Origin of the sequence: Alteromonas stellipolaris, from assembly GCF_001562115.1 — a bacterium.
GTDB lineage: Bacteria > Pseudomonadota > Gammaproteobacteria > Enterobacterales > Alteromonadaceae > Alteromonas > Alteromonas stellipolaris.
In genome coordinates this window covers 3,052,361-3,073,129 of the sequence record NZ_CP013926.1, presented here as the reverse complement: position 1 = coordinate 3,073,129, position 20,769 = coordinate 3,052,361, and the positions used below count along the sequence as shown (strand labels likewise).

Below are 20,769 nucleotides of genomic sequence, written 5' to 3'. Positions count from 1 at the left end.
AGTGGGCTTTTTGTATTTCTATTGTAACGCCAAGTCACCTTGACGCTTTAAGGGACGGTGTTAACTCACCCCAAAAAGTTAAGAAATAAGTGTTCCCGGTACCGACGGCAAAGCATCTTTTTCGGGGCACAAAAAGGTGGGTTGAGGGTTTTCAAGTTGCCCAGGGTGGTCTAGATTGAAGTGTAGACCTCGACTTTCTTTTCGTTGCATAGCGCAGCGCACGATCAATTCAGCCACAGTAACTAAGTTTCTCAACTCGAGTAGGTTATTGCTAACTCTGAAATGCGCGTAGTATTCCGCAATTTCTTGTTCTAGTAAGTTTATTCGGCGCATGGCGCGCTCTAACCGTTTGTCGGTGCGAACAATGCCTACGTAATCCCACATAAATAGGCGTAGTTCATGCCAGTTATGCTGAATAATAACTTCTTCATCAGAGTCTGATACCTGACTTTCATCCCAAGGCAAAATGGTTTCTTCACAGGATGCTGAAGGTAACGTAGAGATAATATGCTCGGCGGCAGCACTGGCAAACACAACGCATTCTAACAGCGAGTTAGATGCCATGCGGTTTGCACCGTGCAAGCCGGTATAGGCGACTTCTCCTATCGCGTACACATTGGCTAAATCTGTTTTTCCATTAAAGTCAGTTACTACACCTCCGCAGCTATAATGGGCTGCAGGCACCACAGGGATAGGCTCGCGAGTAATATCTATGCCTAATGAGCGGCATTTACGATAGATATTTGGAAAGTGTTTAACAATAAAGTCAGCAGGCTTATGACTGATATCTAAATACATACAGTCAGCACCGAGGCGCTTCATTTCATAATCGATGGCCCGGGCCACAACATCCCTAGGTGCTAAATCACCTCGTTCGTCAAACTTGTGCATAAATCGGGTGCCATCGGCGTGACATAAATTCGCGCCTTCGCCTCGAAGGGCTTCTGTAATCAGAAAATTTCGGGCTTGCGGGTGGAATAAACACGTGGGGTGGAATTGATTAAATTCCATATTGGCAACTCGACAACCCGCTCGCCAGGCCATAGCAATACCATCACCGCTTGATACATCAGGGTTAGAAGTATATTGGTATACCTTGCTTCCACCGCCCGTCGCTAATGAGATAAAAGGCGCGCGAATAACTTCTACATGCTCTTGTTGGCGGTTCCATACATACGCACCGATAACCCGCTTTTTATCATCCTTCGAAGGAATAAGGTCGATAGCGTTGTAACGTTCAAAAACGTGAATGTTAGGGTGAGCAGAGACTGCATCGTTTAATGTTATTTGCAGCGCTTCACCGGTGGCATCGGCGGCGTGAAGAATGCGTCTGTGACTATGCCCACCTTCACGGGTAAGGTGGAAACGTTCTTCACCAGACTCCGTTGTCTCGGTATCAAAGGGCACACCGTAACCAATAAGCCAGCTTAGCGCTTCTTTTGCTCGTTCGGTAGTAAAGCGTACGGCAGGTTCATCGCATAGGTCGCCGCCCGCTTTTAACGTATCTTGCACATGAGCATCGATAGAATCTTGCTCATCGAACACCGCAGCAATGCCACCTTGGGCATAGCGGGTAGACCCTTCATTACGATCGCTCTTACTGAGCACAATAACCTGACAGTGGTCGGCAAGCCTAAGTGCAAGGCTAAGCCCGGCTGCGCCGCTACCTATAATCAGTACATCACATCGATGTTCAATAGAATTTGATGTGGAAGTTAGTGAAGATGACACTGATTTCATGTATTTTTGTATATATTAAACGAGCAAAGGTTCGGCAAGTCTAAAGGATGAGTAGCAAAACACAATGATCCAGATGGCTTTCCCTCAGCATTTTTAAATATTTTTAATGCTAATACAGAACTTTTTGTAACAGTACGCGTCTATATCAATGCTTGTTAGAGCTATTGGGTAGTTGAAGTAGGAGTAATGGCTCGAATGAGCGAGCAGATAACCGACCAACAATTGGTCGAAAAAGTACAGCGTGGCGATAAAAATGCATTTAACTTACTGGTAACTCGCTATCAGCACAAAGTTATGCATTTGGTATCGCGCTATGTAAAAAACAGCGGTGATGTGGCTGATGTTACCCAAGAAGCGTTTATTAAAGCTTATCGGGCATTACCAAACTTTCGTGGCGACAGTGCGTTTTACACTTGGTTGTACCGTATCGCGGTAAACAGTGCTAAAAACTATCTTGTTGCGCAAGGAAGGAAGCCACCCGCTAGTGATGTCGACGCAGACGAAGCAGACTTTTACGAAGGCAGTGATGCGCTTAAAGAGCAATCCACGCCAGAACGCAGTTTGTTAACGGATGAAATTGAAGAAACCTTATTTAAAGTGGTGGAAAAGTTACCTGATGACCTTCGCATGGCTATAACCCTTCGTGAAATAGAAGGGCTAAGTTATGAGGAAATTGCAAATGTGATGGCGTGCCCAGTGGGTACAGTTCGTTCACGAATTTTCCGAGCGCGAGAGGCTATCGATAAAGTGATTCAGCCATTGTTAGAAAATTAAATATAATGAAAATGAACTTTCATTATATTGAGCAGACTAACAGCTGTGTTAGGGTATTAATTGATCACAGTTGATCAGGAAATGAATTTATGACGCAACAGCAAGAAAATTTGTCCGCTTTCATGGATGGCGAAATAGATGGCGATGCAATCATTGATGCAATTAAGCAAGATGAAGAATTGCAGGCCAAATGGCAACGCTACCATGTAATTAGGGGCGCAATGCGCAAAGAGGCCAGTGTCGCACCGCAGTTAGATATTACTGCCAGTGTTGCCGCCGCGCTTGAAAATGAGCCTGCTATTGTCGCGCCAAAAGCTTCACGTTGGCGTTCAATTCCAGTACTCGGCAGCGTAGTTTCTGGCGGTGTAGTGCCTTTTGCAAAACAGTCAGGTCAGTTTGCCGTTGCTGCATCCGTTGCGGTAGCAGTGATTTTAGGTGTTCAGCACTTCAATCAACCTGCGCCTACTGAGCCTTTCATGACAGCACCTACGGCAGGGCCGCAGGGTGGTTTAGCGCCAGTTAGCTTAGAGCAAACCCGCGCATTGCCTCGCAATGACATGAACGAAGTATTAGAGAAAAAGCGTAAAATCAATGCACTTATTGCTGATCACGAGCAGCAGGTAAAATTGAAACAAGCGCAAGAATCTGAAACTGACGATGCCGAGGCGAGTGCAGATAACCGCCCGTAAGCAGTTCATACGACGCTTAATAAGAATATCGTTTAATGAAAATAGATTATCGTAATAACGTACCAGCGCTTTTAGTGCTGGTACGCGTGTTTTTAGCCAACGTAAAAGTAAGTATTCGCATTCGGGCCTTCATTAAAGCCATGCTCTATGCCGTCGTAGCGTCTTTGGGTTTATCGTTTAGCGTCGTAGCGCAAGAAAATGTATCTGCGCAAAATACATCTTCAGAGCGCGCTGATACGTTGCCTTCAACTTTGCCCTCAAGCGCAGATGCTTCACAGACTTCGCCCCAGACAGTACCTCAATTAGTACCTCAAGCTACTGATGTAGTTGTAGTGAATCCCCATCCTCAAACAACGTCAGATTGGCTTATGCAACTAAGTGAAGTGGTGAAAACCCAAAACTTTGAAGTTGCTTTTGTTCAAAGTCGAGCGGGCCGCGAAACCATTCCCTTTTTATGGCGTCATGGAGTGCTAGAGGATGGCACCAGTATGGAGCAACTCAATTTACAAAATGGGCCAGGCCGCGAGCAAATTCGTGTTAATGGTATTGTGAGTGTGTTTGAACCTGATGTATCGCCGTATAGTCTTCGTTCTGAGTTTATCAATGGGCCTATCCCCAGTGAACTGCTTCATCATCCTGATAGATTGAAAAGCGGTTATGAATTTGTCTCTGTGGGCAGAGCACGCGTTGCAGGTAGACCTGCTCAACAAATCCGTATCGTTAGCCGCGACAATAGTCGCTTCAGCTACCAGCTATGGTTAGATGAAGATTCAGGCATGGTACTGAAACTTAACATGCTTGATTTGCAGGGCGGATTGTTAGAGCAGATTCAAGTAACTTCACTTAAAATAACCGACGCCCCTGATGACTATTTCGCACGAATTAATCAGGAGTCTTTACCTAAGCCTATGGCATTAACGCAAAAGCAATCGCGCCAACCTAATTGGGAAGTTAAGTACTTGCCTAATGGTATGGAAGAAGTGCGTGGTGATACTCGTCGTCTTGCCTTAACGGGGCAAGTGGTAGAATACAAGATGTACAGTGATGGATTGGTCGATGTGTCTGTTTATGTACAACCAGCAAAAGATGCCCTTGGTGGTGATTTAGTGCTTAGAAATGATTTGAGTACTTTTTTAACCCTTACCGATGGAAACACGCAAGTGACCGTGGTGGGTGAAATACCACTGCAAACAGCAAATGCTATTGCTACCTCGCTTTCTCCTATGGCAGATAAATAATGATCACTGAAACCGCACGCGTGGTTGCTGTAGAGGGTGATCTTATTACCGTCGAGGCCGCCATTAAATCGACTTGTAGCAGTTGCCAAGCCCAAAGTGACTGTGGCACGGGGGCTATATCCAGAGCATTAGCGCCTAAAACTCAGCAGCTAACATTGCGTTCACCTATGCCGGTAACGATAGGGCAAGACGTAACGGTGGGTGTACCTGAAGAAGGGGTGTTAAGTGCCTCCGCGTGGCTGTATTTGCTACCCCTAACGGTTTTTATCGCGGTTTTTGCCTTTGGGAATGCCACGCTATCTTCCATTGGGCTTAGCCATGAATTGTGGGGGTTGCTACCCGCCGTCGCATTTACCTTTGTAACTTATAAAGCCATCGCATTTAAGCTTAAACGGCTTGATAAAGGTAAGTTTCAACCCGTACTATTGAATACTATTTAGCGTAATACTTGCGCGAATTCGGCAATATTATTACCAAAATGGCTACTTTGGCTTACACTATTCCAATCTTTGGCAATATAACCCACAAGCTTATTCGCTTTTGTGTAAAGAAATGGGTAAAATCCGCACGCGCTAGCTACAACACAAACAATAGCTACCATTCTTTTTTATATTAATGAATTTTTCTGCAGGTAATTTCCAGCATTATGCAACAATCGCACATTCGTAACTTCAGTATTATTGCTCACATCGATCACGGTAAATCGACTCTGTCTGACCGTCTCATTCAACATTGTGGCGGGCTAGCCGATCGTGAAATGGCCGAACAGGTTCTTGATTCAATGGACTTGGAGCGGGAGCGTGGAATTACTATTAAAGCACAAAGCGTAACGCTTAATTACACTGCTAAAGATGGTGAAGTCTACCAGCTGAATTTCATCGATACGCCTGGACACGTAGATTTTACTTACGAAGTGTCTCGCTCACTTGCTGCATGTGAAGGTGCATTGTTAGTGGTTGATGCAGGGCAGGGCGTGGAAGCGCAAACCCTAGCTAACTGCTATACCGCTATGGACATGGACATGGAAGTGGTACCTATTTTAAATAAGATAGATTTGCCACAGGCCGAACCAGAGCGCGTAGCCGAAGAAATTGAAGACATTGTTGGTATAGATGCCATTGACGCCGTTCGCTGCTCGGCAAAAACAGGTATTGGTATTGAAGATGTACTAGAAGTTATTGTAAATAAAATTCCCCCTCCGGGCGGGAACCGTGAAGAGCCGCTAAAAGCGCTTATCATTGATTCATGGTTCGACAACTACCAAGGGGTAGTGTCATTAGTTCGTATCGTAGAAGGCGAGCTTACTAAGAAAGATAAAATTCAAATCATGTCGAATGGCCAAACACACCAAGTTGATAAAATTGGTGTGTTTACCCCCAAAGCCCTAGATACAGGCGTGCTTCGCGCCGGTGAAGTAGGCTTTATTATTGCGGGTATTAAAGACATTCAAGGCGCACCGGTTGGCGATACTATTACCTTAGCGAGACAACCAGCGGTAGGCGCTTTGCCTGGCTTTAAGAAAGTTAAGCCGCAGGTTTACGCAGGTATTTTCCCAATTAGTTCTGACGATTACGAAGATTTTCGTGATGCGTTAGCTAAACTAAGCTTGAATGATGCTTCATTGTTTTATGAGCCAGAAAGTTCGCAAGCGCTAGGCTTTGGATTCCGTATTGGCTTCCTTGGTATGCTTCATATGGAAATCATTCAAGAGCGTTTAGAGCGCGAATACGATTTAGGTCTTATTACGACGGCACCCACGGTAATCTACGAAGTAGAAACCACCAAAGGCGAAATTTTAAGCTGTGATAACCCGTCTAAGCTACCCGCAGTTAACGACATTGCCGAAATTCGCGAACCATTGGTGGAAGCGAATATTCTTGTGCCGCAGGAATACTTAGGTAACGTCATTACCTTGTGTGTTGAAAAACGTGGAATGCAAACCGCAATGACGTATCACGGTAAGCAAGTGGCAGTAACCTATGAGCTGCCTATGGCTGAAGTGGTTCTGGATTTCTTCGACCGTTTGAAATCAACAAGCCGTGGGTTTGCTTCTCTTGATTATAACTTCAAGCGTTTCCAAGTCTCTGACATGGTACGTGTAGATATTATGATTAATGGCGAGCGCGTAGATGCGCTAGCCATGATCACTCACCGTGATAATTCTCAAGGCCGTGGGCGTGAATTGGTTGAGAAACTCCGTGAGCTTATTCCTCGCCAGATGTTTGATATCGCTATTCAAGCTGCTATTGGCAATCACATTATTGCGCGTAGTACGGTGAAACAATTACGTAAAAACGTTATCGCCAAGTGTTACGGTGGTGACGTAAGTCGTAAGAAAAAGCTGCTTCAAAAGCAAAAAGATGGAAAGAAAAGAATGAAACAGGTAGGTAATGTTGAATTACCGCAGGATGCATTCCTGGCAATTTTGAAGGTAGGTAAGTAATGGCCAATTACTTTTCGCTTATTTTAGTACTTCTAACGCTAACCACCGGGCTAGTTTGGCTGGTGGATAGCATGGTGTTTGCGCCAAAGCGAAAGGCGCGGTTACAGGAATCGGCAAAAGCGGAAGGGGTTAACTTTGCAGGTGAGCCACAGCTTCCTTACTTGGTTGATACTTCGCAGCAAATATTCCCGGTTATCGCTTTTGTGTTGGTATTGCGTTCGTTTATTTACGAACCATTTCAAATTCCATCAGGCTCGATGATGCCAACCTTGTTGGTGGGCGATTTTATTCTGGTTGAGAAGTTTTCTTATGGAATAAAAGACCCTGTATTTCGCAGTAAACTGGTTGAAACCGGCGTACCAGAGCGTGGCGATGTGGTGGTATTTAAATATCCTGAAGACACATCGGTAGATTACATCAAACGTGTTATCGGGTTACCTGGCGACACCGTGGTTTATCAAGATAAACAAGTTTATATCAAGTCTAAGTGCGAAGGTGCTGCGAAAAACTGCGGTAAGCTTACGGCTATGCCGCTAGATTTTGTCGGCCGTGACGAATTTGTGCAGGATATGGCTAAGCTTATGCGTTACACAGAAACGCTAGGTGATAATGAGCACGACATATTACGCCACCCAGTCAGAGAAATTTCTTCAAGTAACTTCTATACTCAGCCAGGTACACGCAGCAATGAATGGATTGTACCTGATGGTCATTATTTCGTTTTAGGCGATAATCGTGACAACAGCCGAGACAGCCGTTTTTGGGGCTTTGTACCAGACGAAAACTTAGTAGGTAAAGCCGTTGCCATTTGGATTTCATTTGAATTCGAACGCAGCCGCGACAGTGTTTTACCAACATGGATCCCAACGGGCGTTAGATTTGAACGCGTAGGTGGCATTAATTAATGCAGGGTATTGATAAATATATTCGCTTGAGTAAAGCGTTAGGGTACACATTTAATAATGAAGCCTTGCTAGAGCAAGCGCTGACCCACAGAAGTGCAGCAAAGCAGCACAATGAAAGATTAGAGTTTTTAGGTGATGCTATTTTAGGTATGGTCATAGGTGAAACCTTGTTTAAGCGTTTCCCCGATGTGCCTGAAGGTAAGCTTACCCGTATGCGGTCAACCTTAGTAAAAGGCGATACGTTGGCCGAATTGGCCCGTGAAGCGAGCATGGGTGAACTACTTCACCTTGGTCCTGGTGAACTTAAAAGTGGCGGTCATCGTCGCAGTTCAATATTGGCAGACGCAGTAGAAGCTGTGTTAGGCGCAATCTACTTGGACTCAGGGATGGATGAGGTCTGTAATGTTATATACCATTTATGGGAAAGCCGTATTGAAGCGTTAAATCCTAACGCGCACCCTAAAGACAGTAAAACCCGTCTTCAAGAGTACCTGCAAGGTCGTAAGCTACCATTACCGTCTTATGAAGTTATCTCTATCTCAGGGAAAGATCACGCTCAAATTTTTGAAGTGAGCTGCACAGTGACAACGTTAGATAAGCCCGTTTCGGCTTCTGGAAATAGCCGAAGAAAAGCCGAGCAGGAAGCAGCAAGACTTACCTTGGAGACACTCGATGACACAGCCAAATGATATAACCCGATGTGGCTTAGTCGCTATTGTAGGGCGCCCCAACGTAGGTAAATCAACACTACTTAATAGATTGCTCGGGCAAAAAGTAAGTATCACGTCGCGTAAACCACAAACGACCCGTCACCGCATTTTAGGTATCGACACTGAAGGCGATTATCAAGCCATCTACGTTGATACCCCAGGTCTTCATAGCGAAGAAAAAAGCGCCATGAATCGGTACATGAACCGGGCTGCTTCAAGTTCTCTTGCAGAAGTGGGTTTGGTGTTGTTTGTGATAGAAGGGACACGCTGGAACGACGACGATGAAATGGTCTTGTCTAAAGTGAAAGCCTCAGGCCTACCTTGCTACCTTATCGTCAATAAAATGGATAAAGTAGAAGACAAAGAAGCCTTTATGGTTCACCTTCAAGGTCTATCAGAAAAATATAAGTTCGAGCATATAATCCCCATTAGTGCTAAACAGGGCAAAATGGTGGATGACATCCGAGAGCTTGTGGCGAAGAGTTTGCCTGAAAGCGAGTTTTTCTTTCCAGAAGATTACATTACCGATCGCTCAAGTCGCTTTATGGCCGCTGAAATCATTCGCGAAAAGCTAATGCGCTTCACGGGGGACGAACTTCCTTACGCCACGACGGTAGAAATCGAACAGTTTAAGCTAGCTGAAAATGGTGTTTATCGTATCAGTGGTCTTATCCTTGTAGAGCGTGAAACGCAAAAGCGTATGATTATTGGCAAGGGTGGAAAGCACCTTAAAACCATTGGTGAACATGCCCGTAAAGATATGGAAAACTTGTTTGATAACAAAGTTTTCTTAGAAATGTGGGTTAAAGTGAAACAAGGTTGGGCTGACGATGAACGTGCTCTACGTTCGTTAGGTTATTCAGACGATAGTTAGCACTCAGCAATTATCTGTTTTGGGCTTAACGCAATAGTCGTTAGCCCAAAATATAATGTAAGAACGTGTAGCCCAAATCAAAAGCCCAAACGTATCAGCTAAAAAATCAGCTAGTATCCATTAGTTATAAAGCAATAAAAAGGGGTAGGTATGGCAATTTCTGATATGCGCAGACAGTATGCAAAAGGGAGTCTGCAAGATAAAGACTTAACGGCTAATCCTTTTTCATTATTTGACCGTTGGCTAAAAGATGCCATCAGCGCTGAAATTCCCGATCCTACTGCCATGACTGTGGCGACCGTTGATGCTGCAGGTCAGCCTTCACAGCGTATTGTGCTTTTAAAAGATGTAAGTGAAGCTGGGTTTGTCTTTTTTACTAATTTAGGCAGCCGCAAAGCACAAGAGCTTAGTCAAAACCCTAAGGTTTCATGTCATTTCCCTTGGTTTTTCATGGAACGACAAGTGAGAGTGTGTGGTGTAGTAGAAAAGCTTTCCTTTAAGGAAAACGCGACCTATTTCCTTTCTCGCCCCAAAGATAGCCAGTTAGCGGCTTATGCTTCTGAGCAAAGTAAACCTATTAGCAGCCGCGAGCTTTTGCATACTCAGTTTGCGCAAATGAAACAAAAGTTTGCGAATAAAACGCTGCCGGCACCAGACTTCTGGGGGGGCTTTCGTATTGTTCCTCACCAAATTGAATTCTGGCAAGGCGGCGAAGACAGGTTACATGACCGGTTTGAATACAACCGTGATGAAAGTGGCAACTGGAATACTCAGCGTTTAATGCCTTAAGGGGGATTAATCCGGGCATTCTTTAATGATTGATAGCCACTGCCATTTAGATTTGCCAGCATTTCAAGATGACTGGCAGGTAGTGGTAAACCGCGCGATCAGTGCTGGCGTAACACGTATTCTTATTCCTGGCACGCAAGTGTCGCAGTGGTCTACTCAACAAGCGATACAATCCTATTCAAACCAAAGTACGCACGCCATCTCAGTAGATGTCGCGTTTGGTCTGCATCCTTACTTCTTATCTACCAACGAAACTGATAATGCCACTGCCTTAACCGCCCTGCAGCGACTTTTATCTCAATCTAGCGTTCACATGATAGCATTAGGTGAAATCGGCTTAGATGGCCATATATCGATACCTATGCAGCTTCAACAAGAGGTATTTGAAGCACAGTTGCGATTAGCGAGTGAATATGCGCTTCCTGTTATTTTGCATCATCGAAAAAGCCATCATCTTATTTTTGAAAGTCTTAAAAAAACAGGATTTACAGAGGGCGGTGTTATTCATGCATTTTCTGGCAGTGTAGAGGTGGCTCAAGCGTATATCGATAAAGGTTTTTATATTGGCGTGGGGGGGACTATTACCTATGACAGAGCGAAGAAAACGAAAGAAACCATTGCTTACTTGCTTCAGCACCACGCAGACCGATTGCTACTAGAAACTGATTCGCCTGATATGCCAATGCAGGGCCGACAAGGGGCTCGAAACAGCCCTGAATACCTTGGCGATGTGTTAACAGCGCTGGATAAACTTGGGGAGTATAATGAACAAGCTTTAGACGCACTTACCACCCAAAATTATTTCACGCTTTTTCGTAACAGGGTGAAGAATAATTAAAAATAGGTGCGGCTTGCTGAATTGGGTTATTTAATATTTGTGAAAATTTCACTCAAGATTGAAAAACTCGAATTATCCACGGGCGGAACTTATAAAACCCTCGCGTTAAATAAACACCCACTATCAGCGCTAATACAATAACAGCGCTTATAATAAGCCATAGTTGCTGGCGAAGCGTTAGCGGACTAGAAAGCACCACTTCAGTATCGATGTTAACGTTCAAATAACCAATTACTTTGCCATCGTCATCGAGAATTTTTTCAACATGAGTATTGGGAGCAACTTCACGTTCTCGGGCCAGTGCGACTACACTGTCAACTTTTGGTAAAGGCGCTATATAAATGCCTTGGGCATTAAATACGCTTAAAGAGATAACGGCAGGCTCTTCTAACGCAATGGTAATTAAACGCTCTAGTCGAACTGTGTCTTGTGCCATTAAGGCAGGCTGTAAGATTTTTGAATATTGACTGCTTATGCTGGTACCAGGTTGCGCCGTTTGTACGTCAACCCAATGGGTTTGGTACTGTTGATACATTAGAAACAGACCCACAGCTAATGCCACAGCGGTAGCCATAATAATAGTATGCATCAGCCGCTTAAAGGCTGTGTAAGCAGAGTGTGAAACGCTGTGTTTGTGAGCCATGCGTTCGCTTTCTAAGTGGTTCAGCATTTCGCCTTAATTTCCTTTATCTTTATGCGCTAACAGTAGGGTAATTTTGACTAATTTGAAAGTGTGTATTTCCACATGTGCAATGTTTGGGTAGCATATGGGCAAGACTAACAAAGGTTTAAATTAATAGTGATCACGTTTTTAAATGAAATACCGCCTCATGCAATGCATGATACCTCTTTCTTATCTACGCAGCTTACCACAAAGTCTTCAAATGAAGATGATGCTGGACTTTCAATTTTAACCGTTATCGGTCAAGCATTAACCCCATATATTGTTAGTCAGGTTGTAGAAGGTTTGGGCGAAGTATTCGAGGCAACATCGATTCACTTACATCCGTTACACAACAAACTGGGTGATGGCGTGGTGGTTGTGAAAGGGCGCTTAAGTGAAAACGCCGGCGCTCAAGATGCTGCTTCAGTGCCAGCACTGCTGCCGTCGCTAATAACTACGTTATCGGCCCGTTATCATGTGGATTTAGGCATTCAAGACACTCAGCCATCGCTTAACGAGCCAGGTCTTCTTGTGATGGATATGGACAGTACGTTAATAGATATTGAGTGCATCGATGAAATTGCCAAACTGGCAGGTGTTGGTGAGCAAGTGGCTGCTGTAACCGAACAGGCTATGCGGGGCGAAATAGCATTTAATGACAGCTTAAACCATCGAGTGGCTTGCCTAGATGGTGTGCCAGAGCACCAGCTTCAACAAATACGTGATAGCTTGCCTATAATGCCAGGCGTACAACTGCTGATTGCCATTTTAAAACAACATAACTGGAAGCTAGCTATCGCTTCAGGTGGTTTTACTTATTTTGCGAATCATCTAAAAGCCCGCTTAAATATTGATGAAGCGGTTTCAAATACGTTGGTGATAGAGCAAGGCATATTGACCGGCGAAGTGTCTGGCGAAATTGTTAATGCTGAGGTAAAAGCGCGAACCGTGAAAGCGTTGGCTGAACGTTGGGGAGTTCCAAGCTCTCAAACCGTTGCGATGGGCGACGGTGCGAACGACTTAGTCATGATGGCCGAATCGGCGTTAGGAGTGGCGTGCCATGGTAAGCCTGTTGTAAATGAAAAAGCAGACGTTGCTATTCGGTTGGGCAGCTTACATTGCCTACTGTACTTTTTATCCTAGTAGATTAGTGTTGATTAGGGCGCAGTTGACGAAGGCGTAGCTGAGCGTTAACTAAAACGCTTTGGTCGATACTTACTTTTAGTCGTTAGATATTTTCGAGGGTATTAGCGGCGTAGAGTAAGAAGCGCTGAATATATAGCGAGTACAAGCTCTGAAGGTGATACGAGAGTCTTCAAAGCTTGTCTTTATTTGGCAAACGCTTGGTCTTGTAATAAGGCTTGAATACCGGACTGAGAGCGCTCTTCTATTTTCGCTTTGGTGTCTCGGTTAGCGGAAATCGTGTCGTCATCGAATTCATATCTAATCAATACTTCATCAGTGACATCAATTAAGTGTGAACAGGCAGCTAAGCTCCAAAGCTTATTTTCAAGTTCCTTTGCCCGGTGAATAGCATACACGCTAACGTAATTTATCTCTGTTTGTAACATAGATAAATCTGGTTTGCCTGTAGTGGTAAGCATCACGTGAATAGCAATAAATTGCCCTCTGTTTAACGCTTCAGTAATAAAGGTCTTGCGCTGCTCATTGTTTTCAAACCGGTGGGAATACCGCGGAATAATGGCCATGCGAGGGTCTTTTTGCTTGGCATCAAAAGAGATCAAAAGCTCTTGGCGCAAGGGCATATTTTCCAGCTTCACCTGCTTGATACCGCTTTGCATGAAAGGCGTATCTAGCTTTCTGTCTCTAAATAGAAATTCTAAGTTTACCTGACGCTTTTCTGTTAGATAGGTAACTAGCGTTGAAACTCGTTCATCTTGTTTTCCAATAATACCCGCTTGCGGTGTATACCTAACCCCTTCCTTACTCATCAAGAAGGATAGAGATGTAGCATTACGAGCATTGATACAGCGAAGAGCCTGACCCATACCCGGCAATTCTTCTTCACCAGAGTCTTCTTCTAAGCTGTGTTTGTTCTTTTTAATCAATTCTTCAAAGAACGCCCTTGCACTTTTACCTGCTTCACCGTTCATGGCTTTTAAATGAAGAATGTTTTTCTCAGCGTTGTGGTAAATTACCGAATACTGCAAATGCATTACGTCAAAATTTTGCGTAATCTGCTGAAGGCGAGGGAAGGATACTTCAACTTGCCCTTCTAGCTCACCGTCGTACTCTTTATTTAACTCAACACGCAGTCCCAATCCATGTACCGAGATATCTTCACTTACGCCAACGTGTACGCTGTCGTCATGAGATAACCTAAGCTCTATTTGAGAGCGCAAACGGTAGCGAGATTCTAAACGTTGATCTTCATATTTGAATCGGAATAACTCTATGTTTGGGGTCTTCTGATTTCTTGGATGACCAAAAACGCGAAGATGAGAAAGGTTGTCGCGGTTGAACTGTAATTCGTTATACGCCTGCTGCCCATATATAGAGGTTACGTCAGTAACATGAAGCAAGTATTTTAGGTTTTTCAACTTCGACATCACTCGAGGCGAAGGCGGTGTATTTTGACGCTTTATTTTCGAACCCACAGAGTCTGGAATAGACAAGGGGGTATGAGCTTGCTCGGGCAACATGTCGGTCAAGGTAAGTTTAAATACTCGCCAGCTAACCTTTTTAGAACCAAAGCCTAAGAAAACCTGTTTTAACATGTCTTTTTCAACAAGCTGCTCGTAAGAGGCCGAGTAAAAAAAGACTTTGTCATTTTGTAAGTGGGTAAAGCTGAACACAAATATCTCGCGACGGTGCGCAGGCTTAGCGTGCAAGGTGTTCAATCTATTTTGAGACAGCAGAAAACCTAAGCGACATTCATCTTCTTCATCTTGCCAGTAGCTCACCGTTTCGCGATTAACTTCGTTAACCATTGCAAAGCGTGGAATAAGACGCTCTTCAATTAAATCGACATAAATAGGTAGTGTTGGGCTTCGTGGCGAAAAGTACTGTTCACACGTTTTACTGGTTATCGCTTCAATAGTGTTGTTCATGTTCACTTTATAACGGCGTTTGTTGCCGTGAATAAAGCTTTCTAGAAATTTATCGAAGCTGGGTGCTGGGCGCTCTGTCGCACGCTGTAGGGCTAAATAAATAACATCTTTTTTGCGAATAGTTTTCACAAGGCGATAAGCAATGCCATTTTTCTTATCCATGGCGAACTCGCCTTCAAGCCCACGGAAGTAGACTTGTAATAGCTCATTTTGTTTAAACAGTGTTTCTTTGGAGAGTTTGACTTGCAGGCCTTCTAGCGATACATCAACGCTTAAGCCTTTAATCGAATGATTACTTTCGTTAAATAGCTCAACCGCAACAGCAAAGTTCATACGTTCTGTATTGCGTTGTTGATAATCTAGTAAGTTTACCGTTGGCACTTTAAACTGCTCTAAAATAGCAGAGCCTTTTTTGCGAGGTGTATTTGATGTTGAACCTGTGTCTCGAGCTTCTTCTGCTTTCTCACGAATAATACGGTAATTATTTTCAGTATTTTGAACGGCTTCGTAAACACCGAATGTATACCCACCAAATATTCTAATTTGCTCTTCGAATTTATCGACAGCAATTTCATCCATGTAATGGGTTCTGCCATCATGCAAATAGCTTTTGCATTTACCGTCTACTTGGCCACGTAAATCTATTGATCGCATACAAGGCTTCGCAAGGCGTTTCACTTCCATTTTTAATAGAAAGCGTTTCTCCTTGGGAATATCACCGCCAATTTGTAACAGAACCTTATTAAATTCAGGCTCGTTCACCAGAGGTTTCAATTGCTCAATTATGTCAGCGTATTGCTGTAAATCTTGGCTCATGTATGCACAACTTAGTTACTTTCTATTATTATAGACATTATTATTATCGGCACTAATGCTAAACCCATTAATAAACAGTATTTTGCAGTTTGACGCACGAACAACCACCGGGTTAAAACCTACTATAACTGTTAGATGGGCTACCAAGTGGGGTTGGGTTAACTTGGGTTGGACCTGGCTGAATGTACCTTGATGTCCTTTATAAGATAGAATACTCCTTTTCACGCTGGGATAAAACTGGAATATGGCAAAACGAAAAACGGCTTATGTATGCTCAGATTGTGGGGCTGAATTTCCACGCTGGCAGGGGCAGTGTTCTGAATGCAAAGCTTGGAACACCATTAGCGAGTTTGTAGTCAGTAGCGCCAAAACCAATTCAAAACCAACTTTGTCAGGTTATGCTGGGCAAACTGCCGCTAAAATAGAAATGCTCAATGCGATTGATTTGGAATCTCTACCCCGATTTAGCGCAGGGTTTAAAGAGCTCGATAGAGTATTGGGCGGTGGAATAGTGCCAGGTGCTGCTATGTTAATTGGCGGCTCGCCAGGGGCAGGTAAAAGTACATTGTTACTTCAGGTTATGTGTCAAATGGCACAAACCGAAACCGCTTTATACGTAACAGGGGAAGAGTCGCTTCAGCAAGTGGCGATGCGAGCAAAACGCTTAAATCTACCTGATGATAAGCTAATGATGTTGGCAGAAACCAGTGTAGAAACTATTTGCGAACTGGCGTTAACCAAAAAACCAAAAATCATGGTTATCGACTCTATTCAAGTAATGCATGTGGCCGATGTGCAATCTGCACCGGGCAGTGTATCTCAAGTTAGAGAAAGTGCAGCTTATCTAACCCGCTTTGCAAAACAACACCACATCTCAATGTTTCTTGTAGGTCATGTAACCAAAGACGGAAACTTAGCTGGCCCGAAAGTGTTAGAGCACTGTATTGACAGTTCAATGATGCTAGAAGGGGAAAGTGATGGTCGTTACCGTACGTTACGCAGCCATAAAAACCGTTTTGGCGCTGTAAATGAATTAGGCGTTTTTGCGATGACAGAAAAAGGCCTAAAAGAGGTAAATAACCCTTCGGCGATTTTCTTAAGCCGAGGCGAAAATGAAACGCCTGGGTCGAGCGTAATGGTAATTTGGGAAGGCACGCGGCCGCTGTTGGTAGAAATACAGGCTTTGGTGGACTACTCACAAATGTCTAACCCTCGGCGAATTGCGGTGGGGCTAGATCAAAATCGATTGTCGATGTTGTTAGCGGTATTGCATCGTCACGGTAATGTACAAATGAACGACCAAGACGTCTTTGTAAATGTGGTTGGTGGTGTGAAGGTAAGTGAAACCAGCGCTGACTTGGCGTTACTGCTAGCAATGGTATCGAGTTTTCGAAATCGCTCTCTACCCAAAGATTTAATTGTGTTTGGAGAAGTTGGGCTAGCCGGAGAAATTAGGCCTGTTCCTAATGGCACCGAGCGCATTATTGAAGCCGCTAAACATGGTTTCAAACGTGCGATTGTGCCAAAGGCAAATGCGCCAAAGCAGGCTGTAAATGGTATGAAAGTTATTCCAGTATCTCAGCTCAGCGATGCGTTAGACGCATTAGAATAAACCGCTTCAATCAGTGCGTTTAATTCCTTTTCATTTAAGTCAGCATCTTGACTATTTAGCAGTATTAAGCGCCTCAGTGCGCTTATGCTGTCTACGTCCATTTGAGATACTTTGCAGCCTAAAGATACTGAATCTTTGCGGCTATCATTCTGCCGATACAGTTGCTCAATATGCAAGGTGATAACGGGGCTGTCTTCATTGGCTCTAAATGTGGCGGTATAAGGATCGTGACTATCGAAAGGTAATTCGTTAAGTGCATCTTCGTTTGCGCTTAATTTTACGCCTTGAAGCGAGACGTCAATAATAATGACATCAATGTGCTTATCATGATGAGCAAGTGTTCCTTTTACGGCCAATGGAATACGTGTAAATAAGCGTTTGTCCGACATAAATTCCTCAAGCTAGAAAATCTTTGATTCACTCAGTATTAGTGATGTTAGTACACAAGGCAACTAGCAATAAGTGTAGTGGTATAAAGCTAGCCAGCACGACATAAAAAAACGGGCTTATATAAGCCCGTTTTATATTATGTAGAAAACCAATTTTAGTGCTTATAACAGTACTTATAATACTATGTTCGTGTGCGCGTTTTTATGCAGGTTTCTTTTCATAACGGCTACCAATAACTGCGGCCAATAATCGCTTTACATCAACGGCTTTCAGACAAACTATTTGGCTATGCGCTTGTATTTTAGTCTGTGAGGTTCCACCGCATCTTGCCCGAATTCAGCCTTAAGCCAAGTTTCGTAGTCAGAGTAGTTACCTTCAAAGAAGTTAATGTTACCTTCGTCGCGGTAATCCATGATGTGTGTGGCAACCCTATCTAAGAACCATCTATCATGGGAAATAACCATGGCGCAGCCTGGGAATTCCAATAAGGCATTCTCAAGTGCTCGTAAGGTTTCAACATCCAAGTCATTGGTTGGTTCATCGAGTAGCAACACGTTGCCGCCAGCTTTTAACAGCTTGGCTAAATGCACACGGTTTCGTTCACCACCAGACAAGTCTTTAATAAACTTCTGCTGATCGTTGCCTTTAAAGTTAAAGCGGCTGCAATATGCGCGGCTATTAATTTCGAAGTTACCAATACGAATAATATCTTGTTCTTCTGAAATTTCTTTAAATACCGTGGTGTTTTCATTCATATGATCGCGAAACTGCTCTACGCTAGCAATTTTCACAGAGTCACCCAAGCTAATATCGCCTGAATCAGGTTGCTCTGCGCCGGTAAGCATTCTAAATAGGGTAGATTTACCCGCACCGTTTGGCCCGACAATCCCTACAATTGCCCCTTTAGGAACTTTAAACGACAAGTCGTCAATAAGTACACGTTCACCATAAGACTTATTAAGATGTTCAACTTCTATAACCTTGTCACCTAAACGTTCACCAGGCGGAATGAAGAGTTCGTTAGTTTCGTTACGTTTTTGGTAATCACCCGTGGACATTTCTTCAAAACGAGCCATACGCGCTTTGCTTTTTGCATGGCGGCCTTTTGGATTAGAGCGAACCCACTCGAGTTCTTGTCTAATACTCTTTTGACGGGCATTTTCACTGCGCTCTTCTTGCTGTAAACGTTGGTCTTTTTGTTCCAACCAAGAAGAATAGTTACCTTCCCATGGAATACCTTCACCACGGTCGAGTTCTAATATCCAGCCTGCAACATTATCAAGGAAGTATCTATCATGGGTAATGGCCACTACCGTGCCTTCATAATCGTGAAGGAAACGTTCTAACCAAGCAACAGATTCAGCATCCAAGTGGTTGGTGGGTTCATCAAGAAGTAGCATTTCTGGCTTTTCGAGTAACAAACGGCATAAAGCAACACGGCGGCGCTCACCACCTGATAACTTGCTAACGTCTGCATCCCATGCAGGAAGACGAAGGGCTTCAGCAGCACGGTTTAAGGTATTCTCTAAGTTATGCCCGTCTTTCGACTGAATAATCGCTTCAAGTTCGCCTTGTTCTTTTGCAAGGGCGTCGAAGTCGGCATCAGCTTCTGCGTAAGCGGCATAAACTTCATCTAGACGGGTTAGTGCGTGTTTAACATCGGCTAACGCTTCTTCCACGTTTCCGCGAACATCTTTCGATTCGTCTAGTTGTGGCTCCTGAGGCAGGTAGCCTATTTTAAGGCCTGGTTGAGGGCGTGCTTCACCTTCAATCTCGGTGTCTAACCCAGCCATGATGCGTAGTAAGGTAGATTTACCAGAACCGTTTAAACCCAATACGCCAATTTTTGCGCCGGGGAAAAAACTAAGAGAGATATTTTTAAGAATTTGACGGTTCGGTGGAACAATTTTACCCACGCGATGCATACTATAAACGTATTGAGCCATGCTGTGTCCTTGCCAGAAAATAAAGCATCATTGTACTCGTAACAGGATAGTCTGTGCCAGTGCGAACCGCCATACAACCTCATGCTTGATGGTATTTTGTTCAATTGAAGTAAAAAGAAGGCGAAAAGTACGAATAATACGGCGGTCACCTTTAACAAATTAAGGTAAACTTCGCTAGCATACGCTTTAATGAAAAAATAGGTATTCACTGTATGACTACAATGAACAAACGTCCTTACAGCCTATCGGAACTTGCCAGCCATGTAGGCGGTGTTGTAGAGGGAGACGGCTGTGTCGTTATCTCTGCGGTAGGAACGCTGGCAGGCGCTGCCAGCCATCAAATCTCATTTCTTACTAATCCGAAATATAAATCACAGTTAAGCGATACCTCTGCCGGTGCGGTTATTCTTCACAGCAGTTTAAAAGACACGGCACCGTGCCCAGCGCTTGTGGTAGACAACCCTCACGCAGCGTTCGCACGCATCGCACAGCTTTTCGACACCACGCCAGTCGTTGCAAGCGGTATTGCCGAAACCGCTGTGATTGCATCGTCGGCCAATATTGGTAGTGATGTGTCGTTAGGTCACAATGTGATTATTGAAGATAACGTCATACTTGGTGACCGCGTAACTATTGGTGCCAATACAGTTATTCGCAAAGGTACACGCATTGGTGAAGGCAGTGTTATTCACCCAAACGTAACCATTTATCATGACGTGATAATAGGTAAGCGGGTTACGGTTCATAGCCAAACGGTCATTGGAGCAGCAGGCTTTGGCTACGCAAACGATAAAGGTGTATGGCTTCCTATCCCACAAACCGGCTCTGTTCGCATTGGTGATGACAGTCAAATTGGCGCAAGTAGCAGCATCGACCGTGGTGCCATGGAAGACACTGTTTTAGGCACCAACGTGATAATCGACAACCAAGTGCAAGTGGGTCATAACTGTATTATTGGCGATCATTCTTGTATATGCGGCGCCACTGGTATTGCGGGCAGCTGTCATATCGGTAAGCACGTAATTATTGGCGGCGGCGTGGGCATTAATGGCCACATTAGTATTTGCGATAAAGTACAAGTTACCGGTTACTCCATGATTGTCCAAGATATCACCGAGCCAGGAGTTTATTCTTCAGGTCAGCCGGCCACGTCTAACCGAGAATGGAAGCGAAATACCATAAGACTGCAAAAAATAGGCAGTTTATTTGACCGCGTTAAGGCGCTAGAAAAACAGGTCTGATCTCAATGGAGCGCAGGCGTTACGTTAAA

Annotated in this window: 18 protein-coding genes; 13 read left to right on the top strand and 5 right to left on the bottom strand. The window is 44.1% G+C overall.

Annotated features, from left to right (window positions below):
• Positions 1-78: 78 nt before the first annotated feature.
• Entirely contained in the window at positions 79-1,740 is a 1,662-nt protein-coding gene (gene nadB / locus AVL57_RS13110) for an L-aspartate oxidase (RefSeq protein ID WP_057790680.1), read from the bottom strand.
• A gap of 195 nt (positions 1,741-1,935) precedes the next feature.
• On the opposite strand from nadB, the gene rpoE reads away from it, so the two are divergent.
• The 10 genes from rpoE (at position 1,936) to AVL57_RS13060 (ending at position 11,000) form a co-directional block, all read left to right on the top strand.
• Positions 1,936-2,514, top strand: a complete 579-nt coding sequence (gene rpoE, locus AVL57_RS13105; protein WP_013783342.1) for an RNA polymerase sigma factor RpoE — start codon at positions 1,936-1,938, stop codon at positions 2,512-2,514.
• 89 nt (positions 2,515-2,603) lie between these two features.
• Positions 2,604-3,203 carry a sigma-E factor negative regulatory protein gene (locus tag AVL57_RS13100; RefSeq protein WP_013783343.1) on the top strand — a complete coding sequence of 200 codons (600 nt, stop codon included), beginning with the start codon at positions 2,604-2,606 and terminating at the stop codon, positions 3,201-3,203.
• A gap of 35 nt (positions 3,204-3,238) precedes the next feature.
• Entirely contained in the window at positions 3,239-4,441 is a 1,203-nt protein-coding gene (locus tag AVL57_RS13095; protein ID WP_082604877.1) for a MucB/RseB family sigma factor regulatory protein, read from the top strand.
• Positions 4,441-4,881 (top strand): SoxR reducing system RseC family protein, encoded by a 441-nt coding sequence (locus AVL57_RS13090; RefSeq protein ID WP_057790682.1) that lies wholly within the window; start codon positions 4,441-4,443, stop codon positions 4,879-4,881. The genes AVL57_RS13095 and AVL57_RS13090 overlap by 1 nt, the downstream gene beginning before the upstream one ends.
• A gap of 206 nt (positions 4,882-5,087) precedes the next feature.
• Positions 5,088-6,884, top strand: a complete 1,797-nt coding sequence (gene lepA / locus AVL57_RS13085) for a translation elongation factor 4 (protein WP_013783347.1) — start codon at positions 5,088-5,090, stop codon at positions 6,882-6,884.
• Positions 6,884-7,789: a signal peptidase I gene (gene lepB, locus AVL57_RS13080; RefSeq protein WP_057790684.1), complete on the top strand. Its 906-nt coding sequence runs from the start codon at positions 6,884-6,886 to the stop codon at positions 7,787-7,789. The genes lepA and lepB overlap by 1 nt, the downstream gene beginning before the upstream one ends.
• A complete protein-coding gene (gene rnc, locus AVL57_RS13075) occupies positions 7,789-8,478 on the top strand; it encodes a ribonuclease III (RefSeq protein WP_057790686.1) in 690 nt (229 codons plus the stop codon). Before lepB ends, rnc begins: the two co-directional genes overlap by 1 nt.
• A complete protein-coding gene (era, locus tag AVL57_RS13070) occupies positions 8,462-9,373 on the top strand; it encodes a GTPase Era (protein ID WP_057790688.1) in 912 nt (303 codons plus the stop codon). Before rnc ends, era begins: the two co-directional genes overlap by 17 nt.
• Before the next feature lie 150 nt (positions 9,374-9,523).
• The gene (gene pdxH, locus AVL57_RS13065) at positions 9,524-10,162 is read left to right on the top strand and encodes a pyridoxamine 5'-phosphate oxidase (RefSeq protein ID WP_057790690.1); all 639 of its coding nucleotides are present in this window, start codon (positions 9,524-9,526) and stop codon (positions 10,160-10,162) included.
• A 25-nt stretch (positions 10,163-10,187) separates the two neighbouring features.
• The gene (locus AVL57_RS13060) at positions 10,188-11,000 is read left to right on the top strand and encodes a TatD family hydrolase (protein WP_057790692.1); all 813 of its coding nucleotides are present in this window, start codon (positions 10,188-10,190) and stop codon (positions 10,998-11,000) included.
• Between the two features lie 52 nt (positions 11,001-11,052).
• Here the strand turns inward: AVL57_RS13060 and AVL57_RS13055 are convergent, their stop codons facing one another.
• Positions 11,053-11,670: a hypothetical protein gene (locus AVL57_RS13055; RefSeq protein ID WP_057790695.1), complete on the bottom strand. Its 618-nt coding sequence runs from the start codon at positions 11,668-11,670 to the stop codon at positions 11,053-11,055.
• A gap of 126 nt (positions 11,671-11,796) precedes the next feature.
• Between AVL57_RS13055 and serB the strand changes: the two genes are divergently transcribed.
• Complete coding sequence (gene serB, locus AVL57_RS13050; protein WP_417878609.1) at positions 11,797-12,807, top strand: phosphoserine phosphatase SerB; 1,011 nt, start codon at positions 11,797-11,799, stop codon at positions 12,805-12,807.
• A 185-nt stretch (positions 12,808-12,992) separates the two neighbouring features.
• Here the strand turns inward: serB and AVL57_RS13045 are convergent, their stop codons facing one another.
• Positions 12,993-15,551 carry a PilZ domain-containing protein gene (locus AVL57_RS13045; protein WP_057790697.1) on the bottom strand — a complete coding sequence of 853 codons (2,559 nt, stop codon included), beginning with the start codon at positions 15,549-15,551 and terminating at the stop codon, positions 12,993-12,995.
• Between the two features lie 244 nt (positions 15,552-15,795).
• Here AVL57_RS13045 and radA point away from each other — a divergent pair, with 244 nt between their 5' ends.
• On the top strand, positions 15,796-17,163 hold the full coding sequence (gene radA / locus AVL57_RS13040) for a DNA repair protein RadA (RefSeq protein WP_057790699.1): 1,368 nt from the start codon (positions 15,796-15,798) through the stop codon (positions 17,161-17,163).
• Here radA and AVL57_RS13035 read toward each other — a convergent pair.
• Together AVL57_RS13035 and ettA are read right to left on the bottom strand one after the other, a co-directional pair.
• Positions 17,130-17,552, bottom strand: a complete 423-nt coding sequence (locus AVL57_RS13035; protein ID WP_057790701.1) for a PilZ domain-containing protein — start codon at positions 17,550-17,552, stop codon at positions 17,130-17,132. The two genes, radA and AVL57_RS13035, sit on opposite strands and share 34 nt — an antisense overlap.
• Before the next feature lie 279 nt (positions 17,553-17,831).
• Positions 17,832-19,499, bottom strand: coding sequence for an energy-dependent translational throttle protein EttA (gene ettA / locus AVL57_RS13030; RefSeq protein ID WP_057790703.1), 1,668 nt, complete (start codon positions 19,497-19,499; stop codon positions 17,832-17,834).
• A gap of 212 nt (positions 19,500-19,711) precedes the next feature.
• Here ettA and lpxD point away from each other — a divergent pair, with 212 nt between their 5' ends.
• Positions 19,712-20,740, top strand: a complete 1,029-nt coding sequence (gene lpxD / locus AVL57_RS13025) for a UDP-3-O-(3-hydroxymyristoyl)glucosamine N-acyltransferase (protein WP_057790705.1) — start codon at positions 19,712-19,714, stop codon at positions 20,738-20,740.
• The last annotated feature ends 29 nt before the right edge of the window (positions 20,741-20,769 follow it).

Bases quoted from the DNA above. Each gene is read 5' to 3' on its own strand.
- nadB (WP_057790680.1), bottom strand. From the start codon at position 1,740: ATGAAATCAGTGTCATCTTCACTAACTTCCACATCAAATTCTATTGAA.
- rpoE (WP_013783342.1), top strand. From the start codon at position 1,936: ATGAGCGAGCAGATAACCGACCAACAATTGGTCGAAAAAGTACAGCGT.
- AVL57_RS13100 (WP_013783343.1), top strand. From the start codon at position 2,604: ATGACGCAACAGCAAGAAAATTTGTCCGCTTTCATGGATGGCGAAATA.
- AVL57_RS13095 (WP_082604877.1), top strand. From the start codon at position 3,239: ATGAAAATAGATTATCGTAATAACGTACCAGCGCTTTTAGTGCTGGTA.
- AVL57_RS13090 (WP_057790682.1), top strand. From the start codon at position 4,441: ATGATCACTGAAACCGCACGCGTGGTTGCTGTAGAGGGTGATCTTATT.
- lepA (WP_013783347.1), top strand. From the start codon at position 5,088: ATGCAACAATCGCACATTCGTAACTTCAGTATTATTGCTCACATCGAT.
- lepB (WP_057790684.1), top strand. From the start codon at position 6,884: ATGGCCAATTACTTTTCGCTTATTTTAGTACTTCTAACGCTAACCACC.
- rnc (WP_057790686.1), top strand. From the start codon at position 7,789: ATGCAGGGTATTGATAAATATATTCGCTTGAGTAAAGCGTTAGGGTAC.
- era (WP_057790688.1), top strand. From the start codon at position 8,462: ATGACACAGCCAAATGATATAACCCGATGTGGCTTAGTCGCTATTGTA.
- pdxH (WP_057790690.1), top strand. From the start codon at position 9,524: ATGGCAATTTCTGATATGCGCAGACAGTATGCAAAAGGGAGTCTGCAA.
- AVL57_RS13060 (WP_057790692.1), top strand. From the start codon at position 10,188: ATGATTGATAGCCACTGCCATTTAGATTTGCCAGCATTTCAAGATGAC.
- AVL57_RS13055 (WP_057790695.1), bottom strand. From the start codon at position 11,670: ATGCTGAACCACTTAGAAAGCGAACGCATGGCTCACAAACACAGCGTT.
- AVL57_RS13045 (WP_057790697.1), bottom strand. From the start codon at position 15,551: ATGAGCCAAGATTTACAGCAATACGCTGACATAATTGAGCAATTGAAA.
- radA (WP_057790699.1), top strand. From the start codon at position 15,796: ATGGCAAAACGAAAAACGGCTTATGTATGCTCAGATTGTGGGGCTGAA.
- AVL57_RS13035 (WP_057790701.1), bottom strand. From the start codon at position 17,552: ATGTCGGACAAACGCTTATTTACACGTATTCCATTGGCCGTAAAAGGA.
- ettA (WP_057790703.1), bottom strand. From the start codon at position 19,499: ATGGCTCAATACGTTTATAGTATGCATCGCGTGGGTAAAATTGTTCCA.
- lpxD (WP_057790705.1), top strand. From the start codon at position 19,712: ATGACTACAATGAACAAACGTCCTTACAGCCTATCGGAACTTGCCAGC.